The organism is Vibrio mytili, assembly GCF_049563345.1.
Taxonomy (GTDB): Bacteria; Pseudomonadota; Gammaproteobacteria; order Enterobacterales; family Vibrionaceae; genus Vibrio; species Vibrio mytili.
The window spans coordinates 2,265,066-2,280,329 of sequence record NZ_CP110481.1 but is presented as its reverse complement, the minus strand read 5'-3'; the positions used below and the strand labels follow the sequence as shown (position 1 = coordinate 2,280,329).

At 44.3% G+C, this 15,264-nt stretch carries 10 protein-coding genes and 1 pseudogene; 5 read left to right on the top strand and 6 right to left on the bottom strand.

Features of this window, described 5'->3' with window-relative positions; translation table 11 throughout:
• Positions 1 to 8: 8 nt before the first annotated feature.
• Positions 9 to 1,094, bottom strand: a complete 1,086-nt coding sequence (locus tag ONE56_RS10435) for an AI-2E family transporter (protein ID WP_041155591.1) — start codon at positions 1,092 to 1,094, stop codon at positions 9 to 11.
• A gap of 474 nt (positions 1,095 to 1,568) precedes the next feature.
• Positions 1,569 to 2,861, bottom strand: a complete 1,293-nt coding sequence (gene hemL, locus ONE56_RS10430; protein ID WP_423839825.1) for a glutamate-1-semialdehyde 2,1-aminomutase — start codon at positions 2,859 to 2,861, stop codon at positions 1,569 to 1,571.
• A 237-nt stretch (positions 2,862 to 3,098) separates the two neighbouring features.
• Here hemL and erpA point away from each other — a divergent pair, with 237 nt between their 5' ends.
• The 3 genes and pseudogenes from erpA (at position 3,099) to ONE56_RS10415 (ending at position 7,895) form a co-directional block, all read left to right on the top strand.
• The gene (gene erpA / locus ONE56_RS10425) at positions 3,099 to 3,440 is read left to right on the top strand and encodes an iron-sulfur cluster insertion protein ErpA (protein WP_041155589.1); all 342 of its coding nucleotides are present in this window, start codon (positions 3,099 to 3,101) and stop codon (positions 3,438 to 3,440) included.
• 121 nt (positions 3,441 to 3,561) lie between these two features.
• Positions 3,562 to 4,656: pseudogene (locus ONE56_RS10420) on the top strand (efflux RND transporter periplasmic adaptor subunit); the annotation flags it as partial.
• A 122-nt stretch (positions 4,657 to 4,778) separates the two neighbouring features.
• A complete protein-coding gene (locus ONE56_RS10415; RefSeq protein ID WP_423839824.1) occupies positions 4,779 to 7,895 on the top strand; it encodes an efflux RND transporter permease subunit in 3,117 nt (1,038 codons plus the stop codon).
• Between the two features lie 252 nt (positions 7,896 to 8,147).
• Here the strand turns inward: ONE56_RS10415 and ONE56_RS10410 are convergent, their stop codons facing one another.
• The gene (locus ONE56_RS10410) at positions 8,148 to 9,440 is read right to left on the bottom strand and encodes a peptidoglycan DD-metalloendopeptidase family protein (protein WP_423839823.1); all 1,293 of its coding nucleotides are present in this window, start codon (positions 9,438 to 9,440) and stop codon (positions 8,148 to 8,150) included.
• 128 nt (positions 9,441 to 9,568) lie between these two features.
• On the opposite strand from ONE56_RS10410, the gene tyrS reads away from it, so the two are divergent.
• Complete coding sequence (tyrS, locus tag ONE56_RS10405) at positions 9,569 to 10,756, top strand: tyrosine--tRNA ligase (RefSeq protein ID WP_041155586.1); 1,188 nt, start codon at positions 9,569 to 9,571, stop codon at positions 10,754 to 10,756.
• A 172-nt stretch (positions 10,757 to 10,928) separates the two neighbouring features.
• Here the strand turns inward: tyrS and dacB are convergent, their stop codons facing one another.
• The gene (dacB, locus tag ONE56_RS10400) at positions 10,929 to 12,350 is read right to left on the bottom strand and encodes a serine-type D-Ala-D-Ala carboxypeptidase (protein WP_041155585.1); all 1,422 of its coding nucleotides are present in this window, start codon (positions 12,348 to 12,350) and stop codon (positions 10,929 to 10,931) included.
• A 294-nt stretch (positions 12,351 to 12,644) separates the two neighbouring features.
• Entirely contained in the window at positions 12,645 to 13,652 is a 1,008-nt protein-coding gene (locus tag ONE56_RS10395; RefSeq protein ID WP_331438439.1) for a porin, read from the bottom strand.
• A 594-nt stretch (positions 13,653 to 14,246) separates the two neighbouring features.
• Here ONE56_RS10395 and greA point away from each other — a divergent pair.
• A complete protein-coding gene (gene greA, locus ONE56_RS10390) occupies positions 14,247 to 14,720 on the top strand; it encodes a transcription elongation factor GreA (protein ID WP_041155583.1) in 474 nt (157 codons plus the stop codon).
• A gap of 113 nt (positions 14,721 to 14,833) precedes the next feature.
• Here the strand turns inward: greA and yhbY are convergent, their stop codons facing one another.
• The gene (yhbY, locus tag ONE56_RS10385; RefSeq protein WP_005380066.1) at positions 14,834 to 15,130 is read right to left on the bottom strand and encodes a ribosome assembly RNA-binding protein YhbY; all 297 of its coding nucleotides are present in this window, start codon (positions 15,128 to 15,130) and stop codon (positions 14,834 to 14,836) included.
• Positions 15,131 to 15,264 lie beyond the last annotated feature (134 nt).

The following is a 15,264-nucleotide window of genomic DNA, read 5'->3' as shown; positions in this document are numbered from 1 at the left end:
TCACCAAATTAGCTGTTGTCTTGTTGGCTAAGAAAGTCTTTAAACTCTTCTTCATAGATCTTAAATAGGACTAACGTAATCGCAAATATCAGTGGACCATAAATCAAGCCGATCAAACCAAATAGATGCAAACCGCCTAACAGTGAGAAGAAAATCATTAAAGTGTTCATTCCAGAGCTGCCTTGCATAAGAAGAGGGCGTAACAAGTTGTCGATCGAACCAACCACGACCACACTCCACACGGTTAGGAATAGCGCCCAAGTGGTATCGCCGGTTAAGAACAAATACACCGCCGCTGGAATCCAAATTAGTGCTGTGCCGACGACAGGGATGAACGAGGCAAAGCCCATCATGGTCCCCCAAAATAGGCCAGGGAACCCTGCAAGCCACATACCAATGCCGCCTGCGAGACCTTGTGCGATAGCCGTCAAAAATGAGCCCATCACAGCTGATTTAGACACTTGTTCTATTTCATCTAATATTTTGTCTTCTTGGCTGCGTGACAGAGGCAGTATGTGACGCAGTGCTAAAATGATTTTGTCATGATCACGTAATAGGAAGAACAGCACAAACAACATCAAGAAGAAATCCATCAAAAAGTTCGTCGCATCACCTAAGATTTTGGCGCTGATAGCAACCAGGTTGGAACCGAAGGATGTGGCAAACTGGGCAATTTTTTCTGCGATGGATTTAGGCTCGATTGTATCAAAAGGTAAGTACTCATTAACTAAGGATAAGCCTTTGATAACTAATGGATGTTGGAAAATATCTTGGATACCACCACCCGTAACCCATTTGTAGGTGTTTTGCGAAAATACTGAACCTTGTTGAACGATTGCGGCAAACACAAATAAAAGGGGGATAACAATAATAAAGGTTAATACAATACAAGACAGCAGCGAAGCGCTGTTACGATGCTTAGGCATTTTCCGCTCAAACCACTCATGTAACGGAAACATCAGTAGTGAAATGATAAAAGCCATTATGATCGAATTGATATACGGTTCGACCAATAAATAGCAAGCAAAAGCAGCGGCGAGCAGAGCGACCATTAAAACACGGTGACTCGACGTGATTTTTACATTGTTTGGCATGACGATAAGTCCAACTTACGGGTGACGTTTGCGATTTATGATTGAGTTATCTTTAGTTAACGCTTTGACTCTAGAGGATAACTTTATAATATTTTACACGCTTAATGTTACCAATGTCATGACACTGGTGAATGGGAAGGTGTAAATGACGCTGCTATAATGACGACAAATCAGGCGGTTATCAATCGGGAGATCTAATATGGGATGCTGTAATAGTGATAAAAACTGTCATCGTGATGAGAAACAGCAAAGTAACACCAGATTGAGACGTGTGCCTTGGTTTGGTATCGCGGTGAGTTTACTGGTGGTATTGGTGATTATTAACTGGAAATAGAGTGAGTTGGCAGTAGAGTCGGTTGGTAATAGAGTGAGTCGGAAACAGAGCTAACGGACATTAAAAAGGACCACGAGGGCCCTTATCTGTTTGAGTCTAAAACGGTTTGTGCGCAAATCGCGTTTGACTCAGTGCCACGATTACGCTTCTGCTGCGAGCGTTGCAAAGCAACGATCCGCCGCTTCTAGTGTTGCGTCAATTTCTTTTGAGCTGTGCGCTAGCGACGTAAAGCTGGCTTCAAATGCTGACGGTGCGAGATAAACGCCGTGCTTGAGCATAAGATGGAAGAAGCGTTTGAAGCGTTCCGTATCACACTTGGTTACGTCTTCGTAGCACGTCACGCTGTCTTGTTCAGTAAAGAAGAAGCCAAACATACCGCCTACTTGGTTTACAACCAAAGGGATACCGTGCTTTTCAGCTAAAGATTTAAAACCGTCAGCCAGTTGTTTGGTTTTGGATGCGAGGCGTTTTTCGTTACCTTCTTCTTTTAGCAAGTTTAAACACGCAAATCCCGCCGCCATAGCCACTGGATTACCAGAGAGCGTGCCCGCTTGGTAAACTGGTCCCGTTGGTGCAACGTGTTGCATTACTTCTTTGCGGCCGCCGAAAGCGCCAACAGGCATACCACCACCAATGACTTTACCTAATGTCGTTAAGTCAGGCTTGATATTGTAATGGGCTTGTGCACCACCAAGTGCTACGCGGAAACCCGTCATGACTTCGTCAAAAATCAAAAGGGCACCTTCTTGATCGCAAATTTCACGCAGACCTTCATGGAAGCCTTCTACCGGTGGAATACAGTTCATGTTCCCTGCGACTGGCTCAACGATGATACACGCGATTTCACCTTTGTTTGCTTCAAACAGCTCGCGAACAGAATCGAGATCGTTAAATGTTGCGGTTAATGTATGTTTTGCAAAGTCAGCTGGTACGCCTGGAGAACTTGGTTGACCCAGAGTTAGTGCGCCGGAGCCTGCTTTGACAAGAAGGCTATCAGCGTGCCCGTGGTAACAACCTTCGAACTTCATGATTTTATCGCGTCCAGTAAAACCACGCGCAAGACGAATCACACTCATGGTTGCTTCTGTACCTGAGCTGACCATGCGGATTTGTTCCATTGAAGGCACAAGCTCAGAAACCAACTCAGCCATAGAGATTTCCAGCTCGGTTGGTGCGCCAAAGCTAAGGCCACGTTGAGCCGCTTCAATCACTGCTTCTCTGATTATGGCATGGTTGTGACCAAGAATCATTGGGCCCCATGAACCTACGTAATCAATGTACGCTTTTCCATCGGCATCAAAAATCAATGGACCGTCTGCTCGTTCAATAAACAGTGGAGAACCGCCAACTCCGTTAAATGCACGAACTGGAGAATTCACACCACCGGGTATGATTTTTTGAGCTTTTTGATACAGATCTGATGATTTGGTCATGGGATTTCCTCTTTTGATTGCTCGGACCAAGTGGAGCGCATTGTACCTAGCTATAATCAACTTAGAAACGTTTTGCTCAATTTATGTGTACTTTCGCAGTCATATCGCCATCTGTTATAAAGAATCAACGGCGAATACTTGAACGAGTTTGTCAGGTATTAGATAATCGTGGCTAGTTAGTACAAATTTGACGTCTTGCTCCAGGCTTGACGCATGACACGAGTGAGAGAGGTCTTCGTGAGCGAAGTAAACGTACCATTATCCTTTTCTGATGCCGCAGCATCACGCGTTAAAGCATTGATTGCGGAAGAAGAAAATCCAGAATTGAAATTACGTGTATACATTACCGGTGGAGGCTGTAGCGGCTTTCAATACGGCTTCACTTTTGATGAAAATGTAAATGACGGAGATACAACCATTGTAAATAGTGGCGTCACACTGGTTGTCGATCCGATGAGCCTGCAATACCTTATTGGCGGTATTGTCGATTACACTGAGGGACTGGAAGGAGCACGCTTCTTCGTGAATAACCCGAACGCAACAACCACATGTGGTTGTGGAGCATCATTTAGCGTGTAATTGAGACAATGATAGGCAGTCGCATGGATTGCCTGTTCTTTGCGTATTGAGTTGTTGGTCTATTACGTAAAGACGTTCTGTTAGGAAGTTGCAGAAAACAAAAATAAAAGGACTTTTTCCTATGTCTGTGACTTCTCTCGGGCGGCGTATTGCCGATCGCCCATGGCTAGTCTCTCTCGCTCTTATCCTTCTTCTCATTGCATGGTTGACAATGGGTCAACTCGAATCATCAGGGGAAACTGCGTCCTCACCTTCCACTCAAGCAGAAAATAAGCCAGTAGCAAAAGTCATGTATGATACTTTTGCCGCTCAGCCTACCCGAAAAACCATTGAACTGTATGGCCGAACTGCTCCCAATCGTCAGGCGCGATTAGGCGCAGAAATCGCAGGTAAAATACTCAGCCTTGATGTCAAAAAGGGCCAAGCGGTAAAGCGAGGTCAAGTGATAGCCCGTATCGATCCGCGTGACCTTGATATCCAACTTCAGCGCGCACAGGCTATGCTTCTGGTTAAAGAAAAAGAATTTAATGCAGCGAAGTCGCTCAAAAGTCGGGGGTTGCAGGGAGAAGTTGCATTTGCTACTGCACAGGCGGCATTAGTTGAAGCCAAAGCAAATGCCAGTACCGTAAAAATTGACTTGAGAAATACCCTGGTTAAAGCTCCATTTGATGGCATCGTTGACCACCACTTTGTTGAAGTAGGTGATTTTGTTGGTATTGGTGATTCCATTGCAACCTTGATAGATCTAGAAACTTTGGTGATTGAAGCAGATGTCAGTGAGCGACATGTCCAGTCTCTCACGCAGGGTCAGAAAGCGGATGTACGGTTCATCAATGATCAGCACCTTCAAGGTAAGTTACGTTATATAGGTCGAGTTTCTTCAACGGCAACCAATACCTTCCCAGTTGAAATTGAAATTGACAACCGCGGTGCTGTTATTCCCGCAGGTGTGAGCGCCGAAGTCCAATTGCCTTTAAGTGAAGTGTTAGCGATTAAAGTCACCGCCGCAATGTTAGCGCTAGATGAAGAGGGTAACCTTGGGGTAAAAACAGTACAGGGCGAGCACGTGAAATTCGTTCCAATTCAGTTGGTTAAAGCAGAAAATGATGGAGTATGGCTATCAGGGCTTGGCGATCATGCCGATATCATTGTTTTGGGGCAAGGGTTTGTTCGAGATGGTGATCCAGTGTTAGCGACTAAGGTCAGTGAAGCTATTCTGGATAGTGACACAAATGCTGATAGTGACACAAATGCTGATAATGGTGCGGATGCTAACAGTGGGACTTCTACCGATAGCAATGTCATTGTTGATAAAACCAATGAGTAGTAGGAGGCAGTATGAACGTATTAATTGATGCTGCGCTTTCACGGTCACGTACCATGCTGACATTATTAATTATGTTATTGGTTTCAGGTGTTATTACTTACGTCACAATTCCTAAGGAGTCCAGCCCGGATATCACCATTCCCATCATTTACGTTTCCGTTGGTCATCAGGGCATTTCTCCTGTTGATGCTGAGCGTTTATTAGTGCGGCCCATAGAACAAGAGTTGCGGTCTATTGAAGGGGTGAAGGAGATGACGTCATCCGCATCAGAAGGCCATGCCTCTGTCACCTTAGAGTTCAGCGTTGGGGTTGACTTGACGAAAGCCATGGCCGATGTCCGAGAGGCCGTGGATCTTGCCAAACCCAAGTTGCCTCAAGATAGCGACGAGCCGACGGTTAACGAAGTTACTTTTGCTTCTGAGATGCCAGTATTAACGGTTGTATTATATGGGACGTTACCTGAACGCTCGATTATACAAGTTGCTAAGACTCTCAGAGACAGGCTTGAAAGTTTTCGTCAAATATTAGAAGTGGATATTGCCGGTAATCGAGAAGATATCGTCGAGATTGTTGTTGATCCCCTTTTGATGGAAAGTTATGGGTTAGATCAGGCCGACATCTACAACTTGATTGCACTTAATAACCGAGTCGTTGCTGCAGGGTTTGTGGATACCGGATATGGCCGATTTTCAGTTAAAGTGCCATCGGTGTTTGATTCATTAAAAGATGTCTTAGAGCTGCCAATCAAAGTGAATGGTAAAGAGGTGATCACGTTTGGCGATGTTGCAACGGTGCGCAGGTCATTTCGAGATCCAGAAAGCTTTGCGCGCCTGGATGGTGAGTCTGCTATTGTTTTGGATGTTAAAAAACGCGCAGGTGAAAACATCATTGAAACGGTCGAGCTGGTGAAGGCGGTGATGGCTGAAGGACAACAGCGCGCTGAGTGGCCTGACAATTTGTTGGTCAAATACACATGGGATCAATCCGAAGAAGTCAAATTGATGCTGACTGATCTGCAAAATAATGTACTGTCGGCCATCATTTTAGTGGTGATCGTCATCATCGCGATTCTAGGTGTCCGGACTGCGTTTTTAGTGGGAGTTTCGATTCCAGGATCATTTCTGACCGGTCTGTTGGTGCTCTCCGTATTTGGTCTGACCGTTAACATTGTCGTGTTGTTTGCTTTGATCATGGCGGTTGGGATGTTAGTAGACGGTGCCATCGTAGTGACCGAGTTTGCAGACCGAAGAATGCAAGAAGGGGTCTCGCGTAGCGACGCTTACCGGCAAGCAGCAAAGCGTATGTCATGGCCTATTACGGCCTCGACAGCAACCACTTTAGCAGCGTTCGCCCCTTTGCTTTTCTGGCCGGATATTACTGGTGAGTTTATGAAATATTTGCCGCTCACCTTGATAGCAACGTTGTCCGCATCACTGATCATGGCATTACTATTTGTCCCGGTTATTGGGAGTATTATTGGTAATACGCAAGTGTTGACCCCTTCGGCACAGCAGCAGATGGTCGATTTACACAATGGCCATTTTGATAAGGCAACCGGTATCACTAAGCTCTATTATCAAACGTTATCCGTTGCCATTCGTCATCCGTGGAAAGTGTTGCTGAGTGCGGTCGTTTTGGCTGTTGGTGTTGGGGTTACCTACAGCAAAGCTGGTCTGGGTGCCGAGTTTTTCCCTGAAGTTGACCCTGCATATTTCACTGTAAAAGTGCGCTCATATGGTGATTTATCGATTCACGAGAAAGACAGCGTGATGAGAGAGATTGAAAAGGTCATGCTTGGTCATGATGAGTTTGAGAGTGTTTATACGCGAACGGGGAAAAGCAATGACGGGGATGAAATTGGTCAGATCCAAATCACTCCCGTAGATTGGCAGTATCGGCGTAAAGTGAAAACCATCATAGAGGAACTTAAACAAACGACAGACCGTTTTTCTGGTGTGGAGCTTGAGTACAAATTTGCTGATGCTGGCCCACCCGTTGAAAACGATGTCGTTATTGAAGTGTCTTCGAAAAGTAACAGCATTGCGGATTTGGATGCCGCAGCGAAGAAAGTGCGTAATTGGGCAGATGGTAACCCTGCCTTCACTAACTTGAGCGATACCACGAACAAAGAGGGCATTGACTGGCAAATTGATATCCAACGAGATGATGCAGCTCGATTTGCAGCGGATGCAACATTAGTCGGTAATACGGTACAGTTCGTCACAAATGGTTTGAAGATCGGTGACTATTTACCGGATGATGCTGACGAAGAAGTCGACATTTTGGTGCGTTACCCCGAAGGTAAACGAGATATTGGTCGATTTGATCAATTAAGAATAAAAACCGCTGCGGGTTTGGTGCCCATTACTAATTTTGCCCAAATTAAGCCTGAGCCCAAGCAAGGTACTATTCGACGTATCGATGGGCACCGAGTCATCAGTATCAACGCCGATATGGCTGACGGTTACAATTTGGCTTTAGAGTTGCCCAAAATCTCTGCTGCTATTGATGACCTTGGCTTGCCTGAGGGCGTCGAGTTCAAAATCCGTGGACAAAACGAAGAACAGGAACATTCTTCTGCGTTCTTAAAAAATGCATTTGTTGTGGCGCTTGGAGTGATGGCACTAATCTTGATTACCCAGTTTAATAGTTTCTATCAGGCATTTTTGATTTTAAGTGCGGTGTTGTTTTCCACCGTTGGAGTCTTTGCCGGATTACTGATATTTCAAAAGCCGTTTGGCATTATTATGTCGGGGATTGGTGTGATCGCATTGGCGGGGATTGTGGTGAATAACAACATCGTATTGATTGATACCTACAATCAAATGCGGAAAAGAGGGCTGGATAAAGCGGATGCCATCTTACGTACTGGCGTACAACGTTTGAGACCCGTGTTACTCACCACCATCACGACGATACTTGGTTTACTGCCAATGGTGTTAGAAATGAACATCGACTTGGTTAATCAGAATGTGGAGTTTGGCGCACCAAGCACACAATGGTGGTCGCAATTGGCGACAGCGGTTGCTGGTGGTTTAGCTTTTGCTACAGTGCTGACTCTTGTTCTTACACCATGTCTATTAATGTTAGGGCGTGAGCATCCAGACTCGTATTCATACCAATCGTAGTAAATAACTGGTCATTCTAGCTTGTTAAAATACTCGATAACTTCGTTGCAATTTTTGATTGTAGAATAACTACTTATCGAAAATTAGCGCCTTGTTCTCAAGCATTTTTCCTACGCTATTTCTGATCACTTATTTACTGTGATTGGTATCAGTACAAGAAAGTGAAGGGCTTTAAGCCCAAGAGGTTGCAAAAAACCAAGAGGCCGCAAAGTGCGGCCTCTTTGAGTCGTGTTACCGTGATCAATAACCTGATCAGTTCATGGTCAACAACTCGCTATAGCGATCCAGCTTATCCATACTGACTTTGGCATTCGCCATAAAGGTCTGCCTTGCTTTACCTGTTAACGATTTGGACTGCGGCAAGTTCACTGTGCGCGGGTTTTTATGTACACCATTGACCAAAAATTCATAATGTAAGTGAGGGCCTGTAACACGACCGGTTCCTCCCAATGTACCAATGGTTTGACCTTGTTTCACCCTTTGCCCTGCTTTGACTGTTCGTTTTGTCAGGTGCAAGTACTTAGTCACGTACGTATTGCTGTGTTTGATAAAAACATAGTTCCCGTTGAACTTATTGTACGACGACTTGAGTACGACACCGTCACCAGCTGCCCATATTGGTGTACCTACTGGAGCTGCGTAATCTGTGCCTCTATGCGGGCGTACTTTACCTGTGACTGGGTGTAAGCGACGTGGGTTAAAGTTTGAACTTACGCGACGAAAATCCAGCGGTGCACGTAAGAACGCCTTTTTCATCGCACGGCCATTCTCGTCATAATACTTGCCGGTTTTCTCATCTAAAATTGCTGTAAAAGTTTCGCCTTGGTTTTTAAAAATGGCTGCGATGATTTTTCCGCGACCAATCACGTCACCTTCAACGACTTGCTCTTGATAGAGAACACGGAAACTGTCGTTTTTACGAATATCCAAAGCAAAGTCGATATCCCAGCCAAACATTACGGCCAGCTCCATGATTTGGTTGCCATCTAAGCCAGAAGATATACCGGCATTCCAGAAATTGGATCTGATGGTTGCTTCAGCATAGTTGTATTGATAATCCACTTCCTTTTTGTCAACTTCAGAAACGTATTTGCCATCTTGCAACTTGATACGAAAGGTTTCGAAGGCACTTAATGTTCGTCGTAATTGAACAAAGTTGTGCTTTTCATCGAAACCGAATTGCAGCTTGTCTCCTGGTCTAAGACGAGTTAGCTGTCTCTCTACTTCTTTATCTGAAGCGATCAGCTCATGTAATATTCGAGCAGACACGCCAACACGACTAAACAGAATTGCAGCACTTTCGCCATTGTTGACTTTATAGGTTTCCCAGCGCACAACCGAAGACGCTTGAGAAGCATCACCATTCAGCGGTGCTAATTCAATAGAAATAGGCACTGGATAATATTGACCGACTTGTAAGCGGCTCTGTTGCGGATCGAGTTCTTGAGGATCGGGCAAAAAGAACGCTGCGATAATAATTAGCGCACTAAAAAAGCCGATCAGTACTTTGTGCAAGAGTGGGAGTCGGACAAAAATCGAATGCATGAGGGTCTAGATCGCCAAATAATCGTAAAAATTCACATTACCTAGTCTAACGCGTTTCAAAATGCATCGCTATTCAAGTAATATGTCCAACTATTATATTTTTGCCAAATCTGTGGGAGTGAACAAGAATGGCGAGCATTGAAGCTGCACTAGCCGAGATTAAGCGCGGTGTTGAAGAGCTGATTCCAGAAGACGAGCTAATAGCAAAGCTAAAAGAAGGTCGTCCTTTACGTATTAAGTTGGGCGCGGATCCAACGGCACCGGATATCCATTTAGGTCACACGGTTATTTTTAATAAGCTTCGCTTGTTCCAAGAACTCGGTCACGAAGTGACGTTTTTGATTGGTGACTTCACTGCCATGGTTGGTGACCCAACAGGTAAGAATACGACACGCCCACCGTTGAGCCGTGAAGATGTTTTGCGTAACGCAGAAACGTATAAAGAACAGGTATTCAAAATTCTAGATCCAGCAAAGACTAAGATTCAGTTTAACTCTGAGTGGTTGTCAGAACTGGGTGCGGAAGGCATGATTCGTCTTGCGGCTAACCAAACCGTGGCGCGTATGCTTGAACGTGATGACTTTAAAAAGCGTTACACAGGTGGTCAACCTATCGCTATTCATGAGTTTATGTACCCATTGTTGCAAGGTTGGGACTCAGTAGCAATGGAGACAGACGTAGAGCTTGGTGGTACGGATCAAAAGTTCAACCTACTGATGGGGCGTGAGCTGCAAAAATCAAATGGTCAAAAACCACAAGTCGTTCTAATGATGCCGCTTCTTGTAGGCCTAGATGGCGAGAAGAAAATGTCTAAGTCGGCAAACAACTACATTGGTATCAGTGAAGCACCAAGCGAGATGTTTGGTAAAATCATGTCAATCTCGGATGATTTGATGTGGAGCTACTACGAGCTATTGTCTTTCCGTCCTCTTGAAGAAATCGCTCAGTTCAAAGCCGACATCGAAGCTGGTAAAAACCCGCGTGATGTTAAAGTGCTTTTGGCGAAAGAGATCATTGCTCGCTTCCATAGTGAAGCAGACGCTGATGCAGCGGAGCAAGAGTTTGTTAATCGTTTTGCGAAGAACCAAATTCCTGATGAAATGCCAGAGTTTGATTTCGAAGCCGGTACTCCGGTTGCTAACCTGTTGAAAGAAGCCGGCCTGTGTGCATCCACATCGGAAGCGATGCGAATGGTCAAGCAAGGCGCTGCAAAGATTGAAGGCGAAAAAGTTGCAGATGCGAAATTTGCTCCTGAGTCAGGCACTTACGTATTCCAAGTGGGTAAACGTAAGTTCGCTCGTATTACTATCCAGTAATCAATAACCTAGCCAAATAATAAAAGCGCCCCATTGGGCGCTTTTATTATTTGGGGACGACCTCAACGACCGTCGAGAGCTTACGAACAGGTCCCAGTCATATGGAGAAGCTTGTGCTTGTTGCTTCTACTGTCGTCACTGCTGTTATATCGAGAGATATTTGCAACGCCGACTATTGTTTAGGGATGGCTTGACTAAAGTTCACCACATCGTTGTAAAACAGCTTCTCAAAACGAGTAATAGGGGCGACAGAAGAGCGATGGCCGCTACTATTATCTGGAAAGTAGTCAGACACAAACTGGACAAAAACCGTATTTGGTTTGCCATTTTTGTCTAGACCATATCCAGCCATATTGTAGGTGCCGTAAATGGACCCACTTTTGGCAATTAACTGACCTTTGATAGGAGCTTGACGCATGCTCTTACGGTAATGGAGTGTACCGGATTCCCCGGATCGAGGCATGATAGCGATAAGGTTTAACTTACTTTCATTCTTCCAGATGTAGCGCAGTATCTCGGCCATCTTAACCGCAGAAATACGATTGTTCCGTGACAACCCAGAACCATCCTCCAAACGTGCCTGACGGATATCAATTCCTGTGTTAGAGAAGATGATTTGTTTGATTGCTTCGGTACCATTAGTGAAACTGCCTGGTTGGACAAAAAACTTGGCACCAAGTGTTTTGGTTAATGTATCTGCGATCAGGTTATCAGAGCGTTTTAACATTAAATCCAACAGTTCTGGCAGAGCTTTCGATTGGTGTTCTGCCAACACTTTACGTTGCTTTTCTGGCGCAGTCCCTATTTTGATCTGACCTTTCAGCCCAATACCAAGCTGGGCGAGCAATTTGGCAACATTTTTACTGGTGTATTGCCCGGGATCCTGCACAGCAAATTTCAGAGGTAAGGGGTCTTTTCTTGCTACCAAGCAACCTTTCAACTCATAACTATTGTCTGGGTTAGCAATTAAATCTAATCCGCAATGACGACTTTTATGAACCGAGTAGGACACGGTCTCGACGGAGGTATTGACTTTGATTGGTTGGTGCTTAGGCACGAAGACACGTGTACCACCATTTTGCTGGGTATAAATAGAGGCTTGAACACAGTTTCTATTTAATGTGATAGCTGCTGCTGGTGCACTGTAGCACACCCCTAAAATATCCCATGGCCAGCCCACCGCACGGTTATAGCCCGTAAATAAGCTGTCATCCAGCCACAAGTTACCATTAATGCGATTAAGACCATTCTGTTTGGCTTGGGTCAGCAGGCTCTTTAAATCTTGCGTTTGAAGTGTTGGATCACCAACGAAACGAATGACGGCGTCTGTGCTGGAGGTTTCGAGTTTGGTGCGGAATCTAAAGCTATTTCCTAACTCTAATTTTGCTGCTAATGCAGTAACCACTTTTAAAGTGCTTGCGGGTGGGAATAATTGTTCTGTCGGGTGAATACCGATGAGCTCTTTATTATCACTGAGTTTTTGAGCGACCAAGCTAATGCGAGCGCCCTCAGGCAAAACTTCCTGGTGAGGGTACGCATGTAACGCAACGGAGTTAAACAGAGCAAATAACAGTAAAGGCCAACGTAAACGCATAGTGATACTTTATAGGGTTAGTCATGAAGTTGAGTATACTTGAGTTAAAGCAATATGCTAGGCGTGCCGCAAAATGCTCGAATAAAGATTATTAATGAGACAAGCTATGAAAGTTTAGTTCAATCTATAAGCTTACGTAAGAGATGCTTTTTGGTGCTTAATCTAGAACGAGATAAGAAAACAGCGGTACAGAATAACACGTCAGCAAAATAACAAGTCCTCTAAATAACAAGCCCTCTAAATAACAATGCCCGCAAGAAGCAGGCATTGTCGATTCAATTCTAAACATTGAAATTAGAAGTCGTAGCGTAGACCTAGAGCTAGCTCGTCTTCAGCATCTACTTTGCTTGCTGTCGTGTTGCCACCTACTTTACCTAGTTTGTCACCAGAGTCGATTAGGTTGAAGTTGTACGAAGCGTAAGCACGGAAGTTAGGCTTGAAGTAGTATGTAGCATCAACCGCGATGTTATTTGTAGATGTTTCATCATTAGTTTCTGCGTTGTTGTATGTGGTTGTGAACACGGTTTGACCTAGGGTGTAAGCACCAGCTAATTCGTAACCAGTGTAGTCGCCATCTTTGTTTGCTTTTTCACCGTCTGTGAATACACCAGCGAAGTATAGGTCACCCATAGTGTAAGAGCCCGCTAGCATGTATTCGTTAGCGTCATCTTGATCTGCGTAACCACCACCTAGGTTAATACCTGTATCACCTAGCGCGTAGATTGCCGATAGAGAGTAGCCGTCTTGGCCGTTGTCGCTGAACTCTGCATTTGGCGTGTTTTCATTTTTAATTTCGCGATCAGCAAAACGGTAGCTTGCTTTAACGCTTAAGTTATCGAATTGACCTTTGTAAGACATCATATTGTCAGAACGGTCAGCAACAGCCAGTTTGTCTGCAGCAGAGTTGCCGTGGTAAGCCATGATATCAGTGAAATCTGTGATGACACCTAGCGCACCTTCGTTTTTACCGTATGTAAACTCACCCCAAGCACCACCTAGACCTGCGTAGGCGTAACGAGTGTTTAGATCGTTATTGTTATCTACTTCGCCGTTCTCTGCTGTCGTGAACTCACCTTCCCAGAAGCCCACACCATATAGGCCATCATTGATCGCTTGCTTACCAAGGAAGTTTAGACGGATGCGAGAGTTGTCTTGAGCGTCACCATCTTTCATTGATAGACGTGCTTCAGCGCGGCCGCCCATTTCTAAAGATGTGCCGTCTTGGTTGTAAAGTTCCGCAGCGTTTGCGCCAGTCGCGATTGCTGCCGCTGATACAGAAAGAGCGATTAGAGTCTTTTTCATCTTCGTTTGTCCTAGTTAGCTGTCCATAAATCATTGTTGTAAGTGGGAGAGTGATTCTCTCGGCAAGTTATTGGTTTAGATACGGATTAATCGAGAACGTATTAAGTCAAATATCGTTAACCCTTAGCGCTAACTTGCTGGACACGTTGTACCGCCTAAGTTCCGCAGGGAGCTAGTAAAATAATATCAAGTAATATAATGAACACTGTTCAATTTGTTTTTTTTGTTTTTATCTTGCTGATTTTTAATTAAATTAATGGGTTTTATTTGGTTTTTAATTTGAAAGGGTTTAGTTTTTTTTACTTTTTTGAACAGTCTCAGTCGCATTTCGGTTTGTTTTTTCGCTGTTTGTTTTTTTGCAGATAGTTCAAGGCGGATTGAGTTCAAGGTGGATTGAGTTCAAGGTGGATTGAGTCACGGTATGAGCTAGGAGAGTGTTACCTTTAAGAGTGAATCGGCTTGTATTCGATTTAAGGTGATTTCACTTCAGAGTTTGTTTACACTAAGTGAAACATATCTTTAAACGCGCTACCCAGTCCTTCGACAGGGTGGGGCTTTTTTGTCCAAAACACACTGGGCTTGAGGTTTTATATAATGGAAAAAGTTCCAATGACTTTACGTGGCGAACAACAGCTACGTGCAGAACTCGATCGTCTTCTTAAGCTACGTCCTCAAATTTCAGCGGCAATTGCTGAAGCTCGCGAACTGGGTGACTTAAAAGAAAATGCTGAATATCATGCGGCACGTGAAGAACAAGGTATTTGTGAAGCTCAGATCCGTGATATTGAATACAAGCTGTCTGTTGCACAAGTTATCGATGTGACAACGATGGAAAACACTGGCAAAGTGATTTTTGGTTCAACAGTGACATTAATCGATATCGATACTGATGAAGAAAAAACCTACCAAATCGTCGGTGATGACGAAGCAGATATCAAAGCGGGTCGTATTTCTGTTAGCTCACCGATTGCTCGTGGCTTGATTGGTAAAATGGAAGGTGATGAAGTCGCTATCCAAACGCCTGGTGGCGCGAAAGACTTCGAAATTGATCGAGTGGAATACATTTAATTTCTTACTCTACAAAACGCAAAAAGGTCGCCGATGGCGACCTTTTTCTTGCCACGTCTCTTTGAGACGTCATGGCGTTTTACAAAGCGTATCTATCAAAGTTAAAGCGCAAGTTATTTGCGGGGAATTTCGATTTTACGTTCTTCAGATTGACGATAAAGGACAAGCACTTTACCAATGGTCTGAACTTTTTCTGCTCCCGTCTCACGTACGATAGCGTCGATGATTAGCTGTTTTGTTTCACGATCTTCCGAAGCAACTTTTACTTTGATCAGTTCGTGATGATTAAGAGCAATCTCAATTTCTGCTAGCACGGCTTCTGTAAGTCCATTTGCGCCCATTAGCACAACAGGTTTTAAACTGTGAGCTAGGCCTTTAAGGTGCTGCTTTTGTTTGGTGCTTAGGTTCATTACGCGGCCAATTTTCTTTAAATGAGGGTTGAAAAACGCTATTTTAACGCCATCTAATGCTGAAGACTATAATTTATTGAGTAATAGCTTGCGCCTATTGTAGCAATAGCTCCTATTTGTATCTTGTTAGGATT

Bases quoted from the DNA above. Each gene is read 5' to 3' on its own strand.
- ONE56_RS10435 (WP_041155591.1), bottom strand. From the start codon at position 1,094: ATGCCAAACAATGTAAAAATCACGTCGAGTCACCGTGTTTTAATGGTC.
- hemL (WP_423839825.1), bottom strand. From the start codon at position 2,861: ATGACCAAATCATCAGATCTGTATCAAAAAGCTCAAAAAATCATACCC.
- ONE56_RS10415 (WP_423839824.1), top strand. From the start codon at position 4,779: ATGAACGTATTAATTGATGCTGCGCTTTCACGGTCACGTACCATGCTG.
- ONE56_RS10410 (WP_423839823.1), bottom strand. From the start codon at position 9,440: ATGCATTCGATTTTTGTCCGACTCCCACTCTTGCACAAAGTACTGATC.
- tyrS (WP_041155586.1), top strand. From the start codon at position 9,569: ATGGCGAGCATTGAAGCTGCACTAGCCGAGATTAAGCGCGGTGTTGAA.
- dacB (WP_041155585.1), bottom strand. From the start codon at position 12,350: ATGCGTTTACGTTGGCCTTTACTGTTATTTGCTCTGTTTAACTCCGTT.
- ONE56_RS10395 (WP_331438439.1), bottom strand. From the start codon at position 13,652: ATGAAAAAGACTCTAATCGCTCTTTCTGTATCAGCGGCAGCAATCGCG.
- greA (WP_041155583.1), top strand. From the start codon at position 14,247: ATGGAAAAAGTTCCAATGACTTTACGTGGCGAACAACAGCTACGTGCA.
- yhbY (WP_005380066.1), bottom strand. From the start codon at position 15,130: ATGAACCTAAGCACCAAACAAAAGCAGCACCTTAAAGGCCTAGCTCAC.